This is a genomic window from Streptomyces sp. NPDC047022, from assembly GCF_040644155.1.
Taxonomy (GTDB): Bacteria; Actinomycetota; Actinomycetes; order Streptomycetales; family Streptomycetaceae; genus Streptomyces.
In genome coordinates, this window is record NZ_JBEYVV010000007.1 from 85,144 (window position 1) to 99,721 (window position 14,578).

Genomic DNA, 14,578 nt, shown 5'->3' on the forward strand with positions numbered 1-14,578 from the left:
TCGCGGTGCGGGTGTGGTTGGCGGCGGCGGGGCACAGCGGCACGGATCCCAGCCAGGCGATCGCGGGCGTCGCGACGATCACCTACACCTCGGGCCTGATCGCGCCTGGCGTGCTCGGCGGGCTCGCCCAGGCGACCAGTCTGGTGGTCTCCTTCGGCCTGGTGACGGTGCTTGCGTGCGGGCTGACGGGGTTCGCCGGCGTGCTGCGCCAGGGCGACCGCGGCCGGCCGGGGGTCAGTCGGCCGGACGCAGCAGTTCCCGGCCCACGGTCCTGAGCTGCTCGCTCCACGAGGTGGGGCGCAGGGTCTCGGCGTCGAGCCGGACGAGGACCCGGGTGCCCTGCGCGTACGTCAGTGCCCCGTCCGCCGAGCAGAAGCGGAAGCCGTAGGTGAGGCCGGTGTTCCCGAGCCGTTCGAGCCACAGGTGCACGGCGTACACGCCCGGCCTGGTCACCGGGGCCTCGTAGGTGATCCGCAGCTCCTTCACGGCGTTGCAGAAGTCCCCCGCCGTCGCCCAGTCGCCTTCGAAGACGAAGCCCTCCTCGTGCCACAGGGTGGTCCAGGCGCGCTCGACCATCACCGGATAGCGGGCGTTGTGCAGCAGGCCGAGCGCGTCGAGGTCGTCGAAGTGGACGGTGACGGGGATCAGCCGCCCGTACGAGACGGCGGGCACGGTGTGGGCTTCGGTGGTCACGGGCGGGGCTCCTCGTACGGACCTGGTGAGGCGCTCGCGACACTGCGGCGCTGGAGGGACCCATAATAAGCGGTCGCTCAGCCGCATCTCAGGCCCCTCACCCGGTTCCCCCGTCGCCGGTCCGCGTCGCCCGTCCGGACCACCCACGCGTTCCCCCGTTCCGGGGAAGCCCGCGGGCCGGTGGCCCTCGGGCCGGGCCCGGCCTGGGACTCTGCCGCCATGGTGTGGTTGGAGCAGTGCACGGCCGGGGTGGACACGGTCGTCTCACGCATGCGCGCGCTCGGCGAGTCCTGGCCGGAGCACGACGGTCTCGCGGTCTTCAACCGCGTCTATCTCACGGTCACCGAGGAGGTCGGCCGCCGTCTGGACGGCGGGTACTTCCCCGACAGGCGGGCCGCGACGGCGCTGGACGTGCGGTTCGCCGAGCGATATCTGTCGGTCGCCGAGGAGCGTGCGGGTGAGCGCGCCGGGCAGGGATCCGTTCCGGCCTGCTGGCGTCCGCTGGTGCAGTCCCGTCGCCATCCTGGGGTCAGGCCGCTCCAGTTCGCGCTCGCGGGCATCAACGCCCATATCGGGCACGACCTCGCGCTCGCCGTAGTGGACACCTGCCGTGCGCTCGGCTGCGAACCGGGCGACCTGGAGGACGAGTTCGAACAGGTGGGCATGATCCTCGTCGCGCTGGAGGAACGCATCCGGGAGGATGTGATGCCCGGCCCCGACCTGCTCCAGGTGGCCGACCCCCTCACCCATCTGATCGGCGCATGGAGCCTTGAACAGGCACGCGAGGCGGCCTGGTCGGCGGCGCGCGCCCTGTGGGCACTGCGCGGACTTCCCGGGCTGGCCGGGGAGTTCGCCGAGCGGCTGGACGCGACGGTCGGGTTCACCAACCGCGTCCTGCTCACACCGCTGCCGCTCTGATCCGGCCATCCGCGTCCGTCGCAGCGGCACCTCCCTCAAGATCGTTGTACGTTGAACCGGCTGTACATCCCCCGTGAAGGAGCGACGGCTATGGCGACCCGGCTCGGACTCGGCCTCCCGCAGAACAAGCAGTACGACATCGGGCGCGATGTGCCCGATGTCGCCCGCGCCGCCGAGGAGATGGGGTACGAGAGCCTGTGGGTCTACGAGCGGGCGCTGTTCCCGCTGGAGACCTCCCAGGGCCTGTACGGCATCGAGGGGCTGCCCTGGCCCGACAGTTACCGCGGGGTCGCCGAGCCCCTGGTCACGCTGACGCTCGCCGCCGCGGCCACGTCGCGTGCCCGGCTGGGCACGAGCGTGCTGGTGGCGCCCCTGCATCTGCCCTTCCAGCTCGCGAAGGCGCTCGCCACGCTGGACGCCGCCGCGGGCGGCCGGGTCGTGGCGGGCCTGGGCACGGGCTGGTCCCTCGACGAGTACGCGGCGGCGTCGCCCCGCCCCTTCGAGGAGCGCGGCAAGGTGCTGGACGAGGTGCTCGACGTCTGCCACGCGGTGTGGGGACCCGACCCGGTCTCCCATGAGGGCGTGCTGGCCCAGATCTCCTCGGCGGTCGTCGCCCCCAAGCCCGCCCGGCCGATCCCGATTCTGCTGGCCGCGGCCGGCGGGGCGGCCCGGCGGCGGCTCGTGGACAAGGCCGACGGCTGGATGCCGATGGGCATGGGCGCCGAACGACTGGCCGCGCAGTGGCGCGAGTTGCAGGATCTGGCCGCCGAGCGTGGCCGCACCGCACCCCTCCAGGCCGTACTGCGCACCAACGCCGACTACTCGCGCAAGGCGTACGACGGCCCGGACCGGGCGCCCTTCCAGGGCAGTGTCGACCAGATCGTCGAGGACCTCGCGGCCCACGCCGAGGTCGGCATCCCCGAGATCCTCGTGGACCTCCAGTTCTCGGTGCGGGACGCGGAGGAACTCAAGGACGTGGCCGCGCAGCTGTACACGGCGGCGCGGGCGGCCGGTATTTGAGTCCGGGCGCAAAAGGGCGGGCGCCGGTGCTCCGGCGCCCGCCCCTGTGCACGGTCCTGCTCAGTCCTCCGGCAGTTCGACCGGCGCGATCTCGTCGTAGAGGTCGCCGGGACCGGGGTTGGTCGCGTCGGTCGCGCCGCCGAAGTGGTGCATCACGCCCCACACGGCGTTCAGCGCGGTCTGGATGGCGCCCTCGGCCCAGCCGGCCGTCCAGGAGATGTCGTCGCCCGCGAGGAAGATGCCCCGCTTGTCGACGGGCAGCCCGTCCTGCATGAAGTGCGTGAACAGGCGCCGCTGGTAGCGGTAGTGGCCCGGCAGGTTCGCCTTGAACGCGCCCATGAAGTAGGGCTCGTTCTCCCAGGAGACCGTCACCGGGTTGCCGATGACGTGCTTCCTGATGTCGACCTTCGGGTAGATCTCGCCGAGCGACTTGAGCATGACCTCCATCCGCTCGTTCGCGGACAGCGGCAGCCACTTCAGGCTGTCGTCGCACCAGGTGTAGGACAGGCAGATCACCGCGGGCTTGTCCGGACCGTCGTCCAGCAGGTAGGTGCCACGGGTCATCCGGTCGGTGAGCGTCATCGACATGACGTCACGGCCGGTCTCCTCGTCCTTGTCCAGCCAGAACGGCCGGTCCACCGGCACGAACAGCTTGCTGGACTCCATGTAGTGGGTGCGCTCGATGGCCGTCCAGTGGTCGATCGGGAACAGCTCGTCGTCGCAGTCGATCTTGGACAGCAGCATCCAGGACTGGGCGGTGAAGATCGCCGCTCGGTAGGTGCGGATGTCGCCGTTCGCGTCGGTGACGGTGATCGCGTTGCCGGCGGTGCGGCGCAGACGGGTCACCGCGGGACGCGGCACGCCGCCCTCGTGCAGGGACTGCAGGGACGTCCCGTACGTCCAGTGCACGATCTTCCGGGGCTCCCGCTCCCACAGGCGCAGCGGCAGCTGCTGGGAACCGCCGACGATGCCGCGGTGGTGGTCGTCGGCCTCGGTGTAGACGACGCGCAGGATCTCCAGGATGGAGTTGGGGAAGTCGGTGTCCCAGCCACCGGTACCGAAGCCGACCTGGCCGAAGATCTCGCGGTGCCGGAAGGACTTGAACGCCTCGGATTCGCACAGGAAGCCGTAGAAGGTCTGGTTGTCCAGCTTCTCGACGAGCCTCGACCAGATCTCGCGGATACGCGGCACATCACGCTCGCGCAGGGCGCGGTTCATGTCGGAGAAGTCCGCGCCCTCCTCCAGGCAGGCGTTCCAGGCGTTCGCCACGTCGCGGTAGACCTGCGGCAGGTCGTCCAGCGTCTCGGCGTAGTGGGACTCGCCCTTCAGGTCGACCACGGTCGAGGGGGTCGCCTCGGCCAGCGGGTTGGGGAACGGCCGGGTCTCCAGGTCCACCAGGTCGATGTAGTGCTGCAGTGCCGTGGACGACGGCGGGAAGCGCATGGCGCCCATCTCGGCGGTGAGCGAGGGGTCGCAGCCCTCGAAGCCGACGGTGCGCAGCCGGCCACCGATCTGGTCGGCCTCGTAGACGACGGGCTTCAGGCCCATCTTCATCAGCTCGTACGCCGCCACGATGCCGGACAGTCCGCCGCCGATGACCGCGACCTCGGCGCCGTGCTCGGTGGCGGGTATCTGGCCGAGGCCCGCCGGGTGGGCGAGGAAGTCGTCGTAGGCGTAGGGGAAGTCCGGGCCGAACATGGTGATCGGCGGCTGCTGCCCGTCGGTGTGCTGGGCGGCGTTGGGCACCGTGGACGTCATGGGGTACGGACTCCTTGCGCGGGAAAAGCTGTGGGGAAGGCTGGGGGCTGAGGGGCTGGGGAGGGCCGGCGAGGACCGGGCGTCAGACGAGGGACCCGTACAGGCCGGGACGGCGGTCCTTGAGGTACGGGTTCGCCTCACGCGAGGCGGCCAGGTGCGCGGCGTCGGCGTCGGCGAAGACGAGTTCCTCCACGCGGCCCGCACGGGCACGGGCGATCCCGTCGGGACCGGCGAGGGTGGAGAGCCCGACGAACTCGAACTCCCCTTCCTGCCCGACCCGGTTGACGTACGCGATGTACATCTGGTTCTCGAAGGCCCGCACCGGGACCAGGTTCTCGGCGACGAACTGGAAGGGGTGCATCTGCGCCGTCGGGACGAGCAGGAGGTCGGTGCCGGCCAGGGCGTGGGCGCGGACGTTCTCCGGGAACTCGACGTCGTAGCAGATCATCAGGCCGACGGTCAGTCCGTTCAGCCCGGCCTGGACCACCGGCTGCTCGCCCGGCGTGAAGTGGTCGCGCTCGAAGCAGCCGAAGAGATGGGTCTTGCGGTAGTTCGCGAGGCGGGTTCCGTCCGCCGAGATCAGCTGGACGGAGTTGAAGACGGTCTCGCCTTCGCGCTCCGGGTAGCCGTAGGCGATGGCGAGGCCGTGCCGCGAGGCGATCTCGGCGATCGCGTCGGCGGAGCCCCCGGCGGCGGGCTCGGCGAGGCCGGCGATGGCGTCGCCGATCGCGTAGCCGGTGAGGAACATCTCCGGTGTGACCAGCAGCCCGGCGCCCGCGGCGGCGGCACGGCCCGCGGCGCCGTCGAGGACCTTGAGGTTCTCGGCGACCGAGCCGGGGCGTCCGGAGCTTTGGAGCAGGGCGGTGCGCATGCGGGTTCTCCACCGGTACCGAAGGGGGGTTTGGGGGCCTGTTAGACGGTACGGTCGGCGGTCTTGGCCGGACAAGGAGGAGCCGTTGCGCGCGGGTGAGCGGTTCATTGCGTCCGTGAGGGGTGCGGCGGCGATTCGTTGCACGCCGCACCACCGGCCCGGCATCGCTGAGACGCAGGTCACAGGGGGTGTGGCCGCCCAGGGCGCTCCAGCCTCACGGCTCTCAGATCTCCCGCAGTCGCGCCATGATCTCCTGCAGTAGCTCCGGGTCCGCGGCAGGTCCGCCGACCGGGGACCGGCGCGGCGCGTCGATGCGTACCAGGCCCGCCTCGGCGAGGTCGCCGAGCAGGACGCGTACGACGGTCAGGGGCAGGTCGGCGTCCGCCGCGAGCTCCACGACCGGCCGGGGGCCGCGGCGCACAAGCTCCAGCAGGGCGGCGGGGGCGTGGTCGAGGCCCTGCCGTCCGTCTTCCGCCTCCAGGGCGGTGACCTGGGACATCAGATCGATGGTGTGCCGGTCCGAGGGCCGGGTGCGGCCCCGCGTGACGGTGTAGGGCCGCACCATCGACCCGGTCTCGTCCTCGTACCAGTGGTCGTCGGTCACCGGCGGATCAGGGAGCCCCGGTGTCCGCGGCCGAGCGGACGGCCGCGTCCATGTGGCGGCCGACGCGGCGCACGAGCAGTTCCATCTCGTGGGCGAGCTGGCCGACGTCGGTCTGCACCTCGCTCATCACGGCCAGCCGGCTCCCGTTTCCGGCCGGGGTGATGAAGAGGTACGCGTCGTCGAGCATCACCATGGTCTGGCGTACCCGTCCGGCGCCGAACCGCTCCCCCGCCGAGTGCGCGAGGCTGTGAAAGCCGGAGCACACCGCGGCGAGGTGCTCGATGTCCTTTCTGCGCATGCCCTCCGAGCAGCTCAGCGGGAGGCCGTCCGCCGTCAGGAGCACGGCCTGGCGTACATGGCCGGTCCTCGCCACGAGATCGTCAAGCAGCCAGCCGAGGTCCGTGCCGGGCGGCTGGGCGTCCTCTTCCATGTACTCGGGGCTCTGGTCACGGCGCATCGTCGGCGTCCGTCCCTTCCTCGGTGGTGGTTCGCTCCGTGGGGGTACCGGTCCGCTCGGCGGGCGCGGCGCTGGTGGGGACGCCCTTGCGGCCACGGTCCAGGCCGCGCTGGAAGGCGCCGAATATGGCCCGCATATCCTCTGCGCTGGTCTCGCGCGCCGGGGAGGCCCCGGCGGACGGCGCCTCGGTGCGCAGTCCGGGAGCGAGGGAGGCCTGGCGGACGCGGGTGGGCAGGGTGGGCACACCTGGGGGCAGGTTGGGCAGGCCGGTGTCGGCCGGCCTGGGCGCGGCCTGCCCGGGGATCGCTGCGCCGTCCGCCGGGCGCTCCTCGGGCCGGGCGTGAACGGCGTCTCCTGGGCGGCCGTGCACCGGGTCCTTCACGAGTTGCCCCTCTGGGAGGACTCCCTCTGGGAGGTTCCCCTCCGGAAGGTCCTCGGCGGGGACGGGTGTCAGGCGCCCGTGCTCGCGGGCGCCCTCCCGTTCGCGCTCGCGCTCGGGCGCGGGCGCGGTCGTCTTGCGCCGCAGCGGCAGTGCGTGCACCGGCGCGTGGTCCTGTCGCGCCGAAGGCTCCGGTTCCGTCTCGGCCAGCACCGTCTGCGGCAGCAGCACGACCGCCGTCGTACCGCCGTAGGGCGACCGGCACAGGGTGACCCTGATGCCGTGCCGGGTGGCGAGCCGCCCCACCACATACAGCCCGAGGCGGTTGTGCCGGGTCGGGTCGAAGTCGTCCGGCGAGGTGAGGGTGCGGTGGGCCTCGTCGATCTCCTCGGGGTTCAGGCCCAGGCCCCGGTCGTCGATCTCCAGGACGAAACCGCCGTGGGCGCGGCCAGTGCGGAGGGTGACCTGGGTGTGCGGCGGTGAGAACACGGTGGCGTTCTCGACGAGTTCGGCGATCAGGTGCACGATGTCGGCGACGACGTCGGCGGCGATGCCCACCTCCGGCATCGGCGGGACGACGACACGCGCGTAGTCCTCGATCTCGCCGACCGCGGAGGCCACCACGTCGGCGATCGGCACGGGCCGCCGCCATCTGCGGCCGGGTGCCGCGCCCGAGAGGATGATCAGGCTCTCGGCGTGGCGGCGCATCCGGGTGGTCAGGTGGTCGATGCGGAACAGTTCCTGGAGGATGTCCGGGTCCTCCGTGCGCCGCTCCAGGGTGTCGACGAGCTTGAGCTGGCGGTGCACGAGCGCCTGGTTGCGCCGGGCGATGTTGAGCAGCACCGCGAACAGGCCGCGGCGCAGCGTGGCCTGCTTCACGGCGGCCTCGACCGCCGCCAGACGGGCGGCGTTGAAGGACCGGCTGACCTGCCCGATCTCGTCGTAGCCCGCTTCGGCGTCGGCGATGGGTGGCGCCTCTGCCAGGGCGTCCACCTCCTCTCCGGCGCTCAGCCGCTCCATGACGTCCGGCAGCTGACGGGTGCTCAGCACGTCGACCGCGTCCCGGAGCGTCTCCAGCCTGCGGGAGATACGACGGGCTCCGCGCACCGTGAGCCACAGCGACAGGCCCACGGCAGCCAGTCCGAGCGCTCCCTCGACGGCCGCCTTGGTCAGCTCACGGTAGGCGAAGGCCCGGCCCCGCGCGGCAGTATTCTCCGCCGACTGAGTGCACAGCACCCGGTACTGCTTGACCGCGCGATCGGTGGTCGTACGCCACGAGGCGGCCGCGACGGCCCGGCCCGCCCGGTCGGCACCGGCCCTCAGCAGGGCGTCCTCGCCGTCGGTCAGCGACCGGTACACCGAGCCGCGCTGGAAGTTCTCGAAGAGCGCCCGCGAATCGGCGGGCAGAGAGGGCACATACGTCTGCTCGAAGACGCGGCGGTCCTCGATCGTCGCCGTCAGGACGTCGTACTGAGCGTCCGTCACCCGCCCGGCTGCCCGGGCCCCGGCGACGAGCGCGTCCTCGCGTGACACGAACTCCCGTACCCGCACCAGCTCACTGACGACCTGCGCCTCCCTGGCGAGCTGCCCGGCCTGGAGAGCGGTGAGCGCGGACTGCACGGCGAAGCCCGGTTCCACGAGGGTGCTGTACTCGGCCACCGCGCGGTCGAAGGAGATGTCGCGGGACAGCACGTGCTGCCGCAGCCCTTCGAGCTTGTCGGCGGCGGTCAGTGCGGAGTCGAGCACCTGCTGCTGGCGCTCGGTCAGCCGGCTGCGGTCACCGCCGCGGATCGCGTCGCGCATGGCGCTCACGGCAGTGTCGGTACGGCGCTCCTGCTCCAGCAGGGCGACGGGCGCTCCGGTGCCGCTGCCCCCGCCCAGATAGGCGGCGGCGAGGCGCCGTTCGATCTGGATCTGCCCGACCGCCGTGTCGACGGGCGAGGCGAAGTCCACGTACACGCCCTGCACCCGTATGAGGGCGCGCAGTTCGCCGGTGACGGACACCATGGCGAAACTCCACAGCGTCATCAGCGCGACCGCCGGGGCAAGCGTCAGTGCCACGATCCGTGCGCGGACCGTGGTGGGACGACCGAAGGACCGGCGCATGAACTCCCCAGAACGGCAGGACGATCGGGTGACTGGGGCGGGCATCGACCAGGCATCGACCAGGCATCGACCAGGCATCAAACCACCCGCAGGTATTACCCACTGGTAGCGAGATCGCACAAACTACGGGATCGCCTGTGGAAACCGCAATGGTTGCCGCCGGTAACACCGGGCCGGTCCGACCGGCCCGGATGCCGCGGCACCACATCGCCACCTCGCTATGTCGACATATCGTCACAAGGTGTCGATGGGCCGCTCCGTGCGGGGCACGGCGAACGTGGTGACGACCGCCGCGTGGTCCGAGGGCCAGTCGTTGCCGCTGACGTCGGGCCAGGGGCGAGGCGTGCCGCTGACGTACGTTCGCGAATCGAGCACCGTGAGGCCCCGGTGCAGGACGTAGTCGATGCGGTCCTGCGGTTCCGGGCGTCCGCTGCCGTCCTCGTGCACGGGGTGGACCGGGGACCAGGTGTGCCCCGGTTCGGCGGCCGGGTCCGGGTGCGCCTCACGGTAGGAGTCGCGCAGGCCCGCCTGCTCGGCCGCCTTCGTCACCGGCCACTCGACGTCCGGCCGGTCCAGATGGGAGGGGCAGTTGAAGTCGCCCACCAGCACGACGGGAACGCGGGGGCCGTGCGCTGCCTCGATCCGCCCGAGGGTGTCCCGCATCTGCGCGAGCCGAACCGCCTCATGCGCCACCAGTTCGGCCGCGGGCAGCCCGTCGAAGACCGATTCGTAGGGCCCGTAGGGCGTGTAGTCCAGGTGCGCGGTCCAGACGTCGACCTCGTGTCCGCCGCCGACCCGGATCCGCACACCCGCCGCTCCGTAGAAGCCCACGTCCGGGTCGCCGAAGCGGGCGGTGATCGGATAGCGGCTGATCACTCCCAGGTTCTCCCCGGCCCGGTGGTGGTACCAGCCGAGCGCCTCGGCGAGCTCCTCGGCAGCGGTGCCGCCCGTCTCCTGCAGGCCCACGACGTCCGCGCCGGTCTCCAGGAGGACCTTGAGCTGCTTGGCCCGGTGCTCGTCCACCATGCTGCCGCCGAACCAGAGGTTCCAGCTCATCACCTTCAGTTCGTACGGCGGCAGGGAAGCGAGCAGCTCGGGTGTGACACCTTCCAGGCTGTCCAGCACGGTTCGTCCCGGCGCCGCCTCGATGGGCGCGAGCGAAGGAACCGCGAGCATGGCGCAGCCCGCCGCCTCGGCGGAGGCGACCCCCGTCGGGGTGTCCTCGACGGCGACGCAGGCGGCCGGGTCCACGCCCAGGGCGCTGCACGCGGCGAGGTAGGGGTCGGGGGCCGGCTTGGTGTGCGGGGTGTCGTCGGCGGTGACGGTGACCGCGAAGCGTCCCGGCCCGAGGGCGTCGAGGACGGTGTCGGCGACCGACCGCGGGGACGCGGTCACCAGCGCGGTGGGGACGCCCTCGCGGGCGAGGGCGTCGAGCAGCTCCAGCGCGCCCGGGCGGGGCACGATGCCGAGGCGCACCCGCTCGGCGAACTCGCGGTGCAGGTCGGCGGCGACGTCCGTCTCCACGGCCGCGGTGACACCGGCCAGCCATGCCGCGGTGTGCTCGACGGGGCGGCCGAGCACCTCCGGCTGGTCCTGCTCGCTCAGCGCCCTGCCGAGTGAGGACGCGACCCGCTCCACCGCCTCCCACCACAGCCGCTCGGTGTCAACGAGCGTGCCGTCCATGTCGAACAGGACAGCCTGGAGAGGCAGTTGAGTCACGGTTGTCTCTTTCATACGGGGGGTGAGGGGACGGACGAGGTATCAGTGGGCGCGCTCGGCGACCAGGACCGGGCGCTCCGGCAGCGACACCGACACCGCGGCGCCGGCGGACAGCTCGGCGGCCTCGTGGGCCGGCCGGTCGGCCTTCACCTCGGTTCCGTCGGCGAGGCGTACGGTCAGCCGGATCGTGGCACCGAGGAACGCCGTGGCGACCACGCGCGCGCCGCCCTTCTCGTCCACGGTCACCCGGACGGCCTCCGGCCTCACCAGCACGTCCACGTCGGTCGCGGCGGGCGCGTCCCCGTCGACGGGCAGCCGCTGCCCGAGTACCTCGACGGTCCCCGAGGAGAGGCTGCCCGGGATACGGCTCATCGTGCCGACGAACTCGGCGACGAAGGCGGTGGCCGGGCGGCCGTACAGCTCGGCGGGGGCCGCGCACTGCTCCAGCTTCCCGGCCCGCATCACCGCGACCCGGTCCGCCATGGACAGCGCCTCCTCCTGGTCGTGGGTGACGAACAGGGCGGTGATGCCGAGCTCCTGCTGGAGCCGCCGGATCTCCTCGCGCAGCGTGAGGCGCACCTTGGCGTCCAGCGCGGACAGCGGCTCGTCCAGCAGCAGCACGCGGGGGCGCAGGGCCAGGGCGCGGGCCAGCGCGACGCGCTGCTGCTGCCCGCCGGAGAGCTGGTGCGGGAAGCGCGCGCCCTTGTCGCCGAGACCGACCAGGTCGAGCAGCTCGGCGGCCCGGGAGCGCCGCTCGGCCGTGCCCACCTTGCGCATGCGCAGCCCGAACGCCACGTTGTCGAGGACGCTGAGATGCGGGAAGAGGCTGTAGGACTGGAAGACCATCCCGGCGTCGCGGCGGTGTGCCGGGACACGGGTGACGTCCTCCCCGTCCACGAGCACCTCACCGGAGTCGGGGTGTTCGAACCCGGCGAGCATGCGCAACGCGGTGGTCTTGCCGCAGCCGGACGGGCCCAGCAGGGCGAGGAGTTCTCCGGGCTGCACGGTCAGGTCGAGTCCGTCGAGCGCGACGGTCGGGCCGAACTCCCGGCGCAGTCCGCGGAATTCTACGGTGGCGGCCTTGTCGAGGGTCATGCGGTTCATCCCTTGGCGGCGGTACGGGAGGCGGTACGGGAGCGTCCGCCGAAGGTGGCGAGCGACAGGAGCAGGGCCCAGGTGACGAGCAGACTGAGCACGGAGACGGCGACGGACAACTGGGCCTGCTCGCCGCCGATGCTGTAGATCCACACGGCGAAGGGAGTGAATCCGAGCAGCTGCGCGACGGTGAACTCACCGAGGACCAGGGCCAGCGTGAGGAACGAGGCGTTCAGCAGGGCGCCGCGCAGATTGGGCAGCACCGCCTGGACGAGGGCCTTGGGCCAGCTCGCCCCGCAGCTGCGGGCCGCCTCGACCAGGGTGCGCACGTCGATGGCCCGCAGGCCCGCGTCCAGCGCCCGGTGCACGAACGGCAGCGCCATCACGACGTAGGCGAGAACCAGCACGAACGGGAAGTCCGGGTTCTGGATCGCCACGAACGTCTCGAACAGCGGTGTGCGGGACAAGTAGTCGGGGCCCCACTTGAGCACGGTCGCGATGCCTGCGACGAACGCGATCGGCGGCACGACCAGTGGCAGCGAGCAGACCACCTCCACGACCGGCCTGAGCTTCGGCGCGCCGAGCCGCAGCGCGACCATCGCGGGCACCATCAGCAGCAGGACCAGGGCGATGGTCGCGGCGGCCAGTTCCAGCGAGAGCAGCAGGCTGGAGGTGAAGCCGGGGGTAGTGAGGATCTTGCTGTAGGCGTCGAAGGTGATGCCCTGGCCGGGCACGTCCACCGTGAAGATCACTGAGGCGATGAGCGGGACCAGGAAGTACAGCCCGGCGAAGGCCCAGACGGCCCAGCGCCACAGGTTCAGGCGAGCCATCGGCTACTCCGTCGTTGCAGGGGGAGATACACGGCCATGACCAGGCCGGCGACAACGACCATGTCGAGGCTGAGGGCGAGCGCCACGTGCTCCTGCCCGACCAGGACGTTGCCGCCCAGGGCGTCGGCGATCTGCAGCGTCACGAGCGGGACCGTGCTGCCCACCATGGCCGCGGCGGTCGCGTACGCGGCGAACGCGCTGCCGAAGAGCAGTACGAAACCGCCGAGCAGCGAGGGCATCAGCACAGGCAGGGCCACGTGCCGCCAGTACTGGAAGGTGGTGGCTCCGTTGTTCTGCGCGGCCTCGCGCCACTGGACGCGCAGGCCCTCGAGGGCGGGGGTGATGGTGAGGACCATCAGCGGGATCAGGAAGTACAGGTAGACGACCACCAGACCCCAGAAGCTGTAGAGGTCCCAGCCCTTGTCCTTGAGGCCGAAGTACTGGGTCACCACTCCGGAGTTGTTGCCGAGCGTGGCGATGAAGGCGAACGCGAGGGGGACACCGCCGAAGTTGGCGAGGACCCCGGACCCGGTGAGCACGGCCTCGCGCACGGCCCGGAAGCGGGAGGTGACCACGGCCTGCGCGAGCAGCAGGCCGGACACGGTACCGATCGCGGCCGAGATGGCGGACAGCTTGACGCTGCCGATCAGGGCCGTCAGATAGGCGCCGTGCAGGGAGCCGGTCACGTTGGCCATGGTGTACGAGACGGCGCCGGTGGCATCGTTCTTGACGGTGAAGGCGCCGTTGAACATCGCGAACGCGGGAATGCCGAAGGCCATCGCCGTGAACGCGAGCAGCGGGAGGACGGCGAGTGCGCCGAACGAGCGGCGGCGCCGCCGCTGCTGCGAAGCAGCGGCGGACGCCGGCTCGGTCTCGGTGAGGACGGCGGTCATCCGGAGACGGCCTTGCCCCAGCCCTGCGTCAGGACCGAGCTGGCCTTGTCCTGCTGAGCCTTGGTCGGGAACGAGGGGGTGCCGGTGACCTGCGGGAGGGCGGCGGCGGCGGTCTTGTCCAGCGTGCCGGCCTTGTCCAGGGCGGGCATCAGCACGGGGCGGGCGTAGCCCTTCAGCCAGAGGTTCTGGCCCTCGGCGCTGTACAGGTACTCCTCCCACAGGCGCGCGGCGGCCGGGTGCGGGGCGTCCTTGTTGATGGCCTGCGAGTAGTACTGGGCGTACTGGCCGTCGCTCGGGACGGCGATCTTCCAGTCCAGGCCCTTGGACTTGAACTCGTCCGCGTAGCCGGCGTTCAGGTAGTCCCAGTCGATGCTGATCGGGGTCTCGCCCTTTTCGACGGTGGCCGGGGTCGACTCGACGGGCGTGTAGTTGCCGCTCTTCTTCAGCTGGGCGAAGAAGTCGATGCCGGGCTGGATGTTGTCGAAGGAGCCGCCGTTGGCAAGGGCCGCCGCGAAGACGCCGCCGAAGGCCGAACCGGACTTGGTCGGGTTGCCGTTGAGCGCGACCTGGCCCTTGTACTCCGGCTTGAGGAGGTCCTTGAACGTGGTCGGGCACACCTTGACGCGCTTGGCGTCGCAGCCGATGGAGACGTAGCCGCCGTAGTCGTTGAACCAGCGGGCCTGCGCGTCCTTCTGCGCGGCGGGGATGTCGTCGTAGCCCGCCACCTTGTACGAGGCGAGCAGTCCCTGCTGTGCGGCGCTGGCGGTGAAGGAGCTGCCGATGTCCAGGACGTCGGGGGCGCGGTCCTGGCCCTTGCGGGTGCTGACGGCCTGGATCTCCTGCGCGCTGGTCCCGTCCGGGTTCTCGACCGTGACCTTGATGCCGTACTTCTTCTGGAAGCCGTCGAGCAGGGCGCCGTAGTTGGCCCAGTCGCGGGGCAGGGCGATCGCGTGCAGCGTGCCCTCCTTCTTGGCGGCCTTGACCAGGGCGTCAAGGCCGCCGAAGTCCGCGGCCGAGGCGGCGGTGGCCGCGCTCTTGCCGTCCGCGGTGGTCGACTTGTTGTCGGGGGCGGCGCCACAGGCGCTGAGGGCGAGCGCGGCGACGACGAGGCCACCGGCGATGACGACGGTTCTCGGCTGGAACACGGTCACGGTCTCTCCAGGAGTACGCATGAAGACTCACGGGGGGTGGGGAGGACTTGTCTGAACAAGTTGATTACAGTACGCCCGCCGCTG

13 protein-coding genes and 1 pseudogene are annotated in these 14,578 nt (G+C 71.4%); 3 read left to right on the forward strand and 11 right to left on the reverse strand.

What is annotated here, in order from left to right:
• Positions 1 to 275 (forward strand): annotated as a pseudogene (locus ABZ845_RS10685) (MFS transporter); the annotation flags it as partial.
• On the opposite strand, the gene ABZ845_RS10690 reads toward ABZ845_RS10685, so the two are convergent.
• Positions 235 to 693 carry a thioesterase family protein gene (locus tag ABZ845_RS10690; protein WP_360976005.1) on the reverse strand — a complete coding sequence of 153 codons (459 nt, stop codon included), beginning with the start codon at positions 691 to 693 and terminating at the stop codon, positions 235 to 237. The pseudogene ABZ845_RS10685 and the gene ABZ845_RS10690 overlap by 41 nt on opposite strands.
• Positions 694 to 912: 219 nt before the next feature.
• On the opposite strand from ABZ845_RS10690, the gene ABZ845_RS10695 reads away from it, so the two are divergent.
• Together ABZ845_RS10695 and ABZ845_RS10700 are read left to right on the forward strand one after the other, a co-directional pair.
• Positions 913 to 1,611, forward strand: a complete 699-nt coding sequence (locus ABZ845_RS10695; protein ID WP_360976008.1) for a DUF5995 family protein — start codon at positions 913 to 915, stop codon at positions 1,609 to 1,611.
• Positions 1,612 to 1,701: 90 nt separating this feature from the next.
• A complete protein-coding gene (locus tag ABZ845_RS10700; RefSeq protein WP_360976011.1) occupies positions 1,702 to 2,631 on the forward strand; it encodes an LLM class F420-dependent oxidoreductase in 930 nt (309 codons plus the stop codon).
• A gap of 60 nt (positions 2,632 to 2,691) precedes the next feature.
• Here the strand turns inward: ABZ845_RS10700 and ABZ845_RS10705 are convergent, their stop codons facing one another.
• The 10 genes from ABZ845_RS10705 to ABZ845_RS10750 form a co-directional block, all read right to left on the reverse strand.
• Entirely contained in the window at positions 2,692 to 4,389 is a 1,698-nt protein-coding gene (locus ABZ845_RS10705) for an NAD(P)/FAD-dependent oxidoreductase (protein WP_360976014.1), read from the reverse strand.
• An 82-nt stretch (positions 4,390 to 4,471) separates the two neighbouring features.
• The gene (locus ABZ845_RS10710; protein ID WP_360976017.1) at positions 4,472 to 5,260 is read right to left on the reverse strand and encodes a carbon-nitrogen hydrolase family protein; all 789 of its coding nucleotides are present in this window, start codon (positions 5,258 to 5,260) and stop codon (positions 4,472 to 4,474) included.
• Positions 5,261 to 5,483: 223 nt separating this feature from the next.
• Positions 5,484 to 5,864: a DUF742 domain-containing protein gene (locus ABZ845_RS10715; protein ID WP_360976020.1), complete on the reverse strand. Its 381-nt coding sequence runs from the start codon at positions 5,862 to 5,864 to the stop codon at positions 5,484 to 5,486.
• Between the two features lie 7 nt (positions 5,865 to 5,871).
• Positions 5,872 to 6,321, reverse strand: coding sequence for a roadblock/LC7 domain-containing protein (locus tag ABZ845_RS10720; RefSeq protein ID WP_360976023.1), 450 nt, complete (start codon positions 6,319 to 6,321; stop codon positions 5,872 to 5,874).
• Positions 6,311 to 8,806, reverse strand: coding sequence for an ATP-binding protein (locus tag ABZ845_RS10725; RefSeq protein WP_360976026.1), 2,496 nt, complete (start codon positions 8,804 to 8,806; stop codon positions 6,311 to 6,313). Before ABZ845_RS10725 ends, ABZ845_RS10720 begins: the two co-directional genes overlap by 11 nt.
• A gap of 234 nt (positions 8,807 to 9,040) precedes the next feature.
• A complete protein-coding gene (locus ABZ845_RS10730; protein WP_360976029.1) occupies positions 9,041 to 10,525 on the reverse strand; it encodes an HAD-IA family hydrolase in 1,485 nt (494 codons plus the stop codon).
• A gap of 42 nt (positions 10,526 to 10,567) precedes the next feature.
• Positions 10,568 to 11,620, reverse strand: a complete 1,053-nt coding sequence (locus ABZ845_RS10735) for an ABC transporter ATP-binding protein (RefSeq protein WP_360976032.1) — start codon at positions 11,618 to 11,620, stop codon at positions 10,568 to 10,570.
• 5 nt (positions 11,621 to 11,625) lie between these two features.
• The gene (locus ABZ845_RS10740) at positions 11,626 to 12,450 is read right to left on the reverse strand and encodes an ABC transporter permease subunit (RefSeq protein ID WP_360976035.1); all 825 of its coding nucleotides are present in this window, start codon (positions 12,448 to 12,450) and stop codon (positions 11,626 to 11,628) included.
• Positions 12,438 to 13,343 (reverse strand): ABC transporter permease subunit, encoded by a 906-nt coding sequence (locus tag ABZ845_RS10745; RefSeq protein ID WP_360976038.1) that lies wholly within the window; start codon positions 13,341 to 13,343, stop codon positions 12,438 to 12,440. The genes ABZ845_RS10740 and ABZ845_RS10745 overlap by 13 nt, the downstream gene beginning before the upstream one ends.
• Positions 13,340 to 14,494, reverse strand: a complete 1,155-nt coding sequence (locus ABZ845_RS10750) for an extracellular solute-binding protein (protein ID WP_360976041.1) — start codon at positions 14,492 to 14,494, stop codon at positions 13,340 to 13,342. The genes ABZ845_RS10745 and ABZ845_RS10750 overlap by 4 nt, the downstream gene beginning before the upstream one ends.
• Positions 14,495 to 14,578 lie beyond the last annotated feature (84 nt).

Bases quoted from the DNA above. Each gene is read 5' to 3' on its own strand.
- ABZ845_RS10740 (WP_360976035.1), bottom strand. From the start codon at position 12,450: ATGGCTCGCCTGAACCTGTGGCGCTGGGCCGTCTGGGCCTTCGCCGGG.
- ABZ845_RS10720 (WP_360976023.1), bottom strand. From the start codon at position 6,321: ATGCGCCGTGACCAGAGCCCCGAGTACATGGAAGAGGACGCCCAGCCG.
- ABZ845_RS10735 (WP_360976032.1), bottom strand. From the start codon at position 11,620: ATGACCCTCGACAAGGCCGCCACCGTAGAATTCCGCGGACTGCGCCGG.
- ABZ845_RS10695 (WP_360976008.1), top strand. From the start codon at position 913: ATGGTGTGGTTGGAGCAGTGCACGGCCGGGGTGGACACGGTCGTCTCA.
- ABZ845_RS10745 (WP_360976038.1), bottom strand. From the start codon at position 13,343: ATGACCGCCGTCCTCACCGAGACCGAGCCGGCGTCCGCCGCTGCTTCG.
- ABZ845_RS10705 (WP_360976014.1), bottom strand. From the start codon at position 4,389: ATGACGTCCACGGTGCCCAACGCCGCCCAGCACACCGACGGGCAGCAG.
- ABZ845_RS10725 (WP_360976026.1), bottom strand. From the start codon at position 8,806: ATGCGCCGGTCCTTCGGTCGTCCCACCACGGTCCGCGCACGGATCGTG.
- ABZ845_RS10710 (WP_360976017.1), bottom strand. From the start codon at position 5,260: ATGCGCACCGCCCTGCTCCAAAGCTCCGGACGCCCCGGCTCGGTCGCC.
- ABZ845_RS10700 (WP_360976011.1), top strand. From the start codon at position 1,702: ATGGCGACCCGGCTCGGACTCGGCCTCCCGCAGAACAAGCAGTACGAC.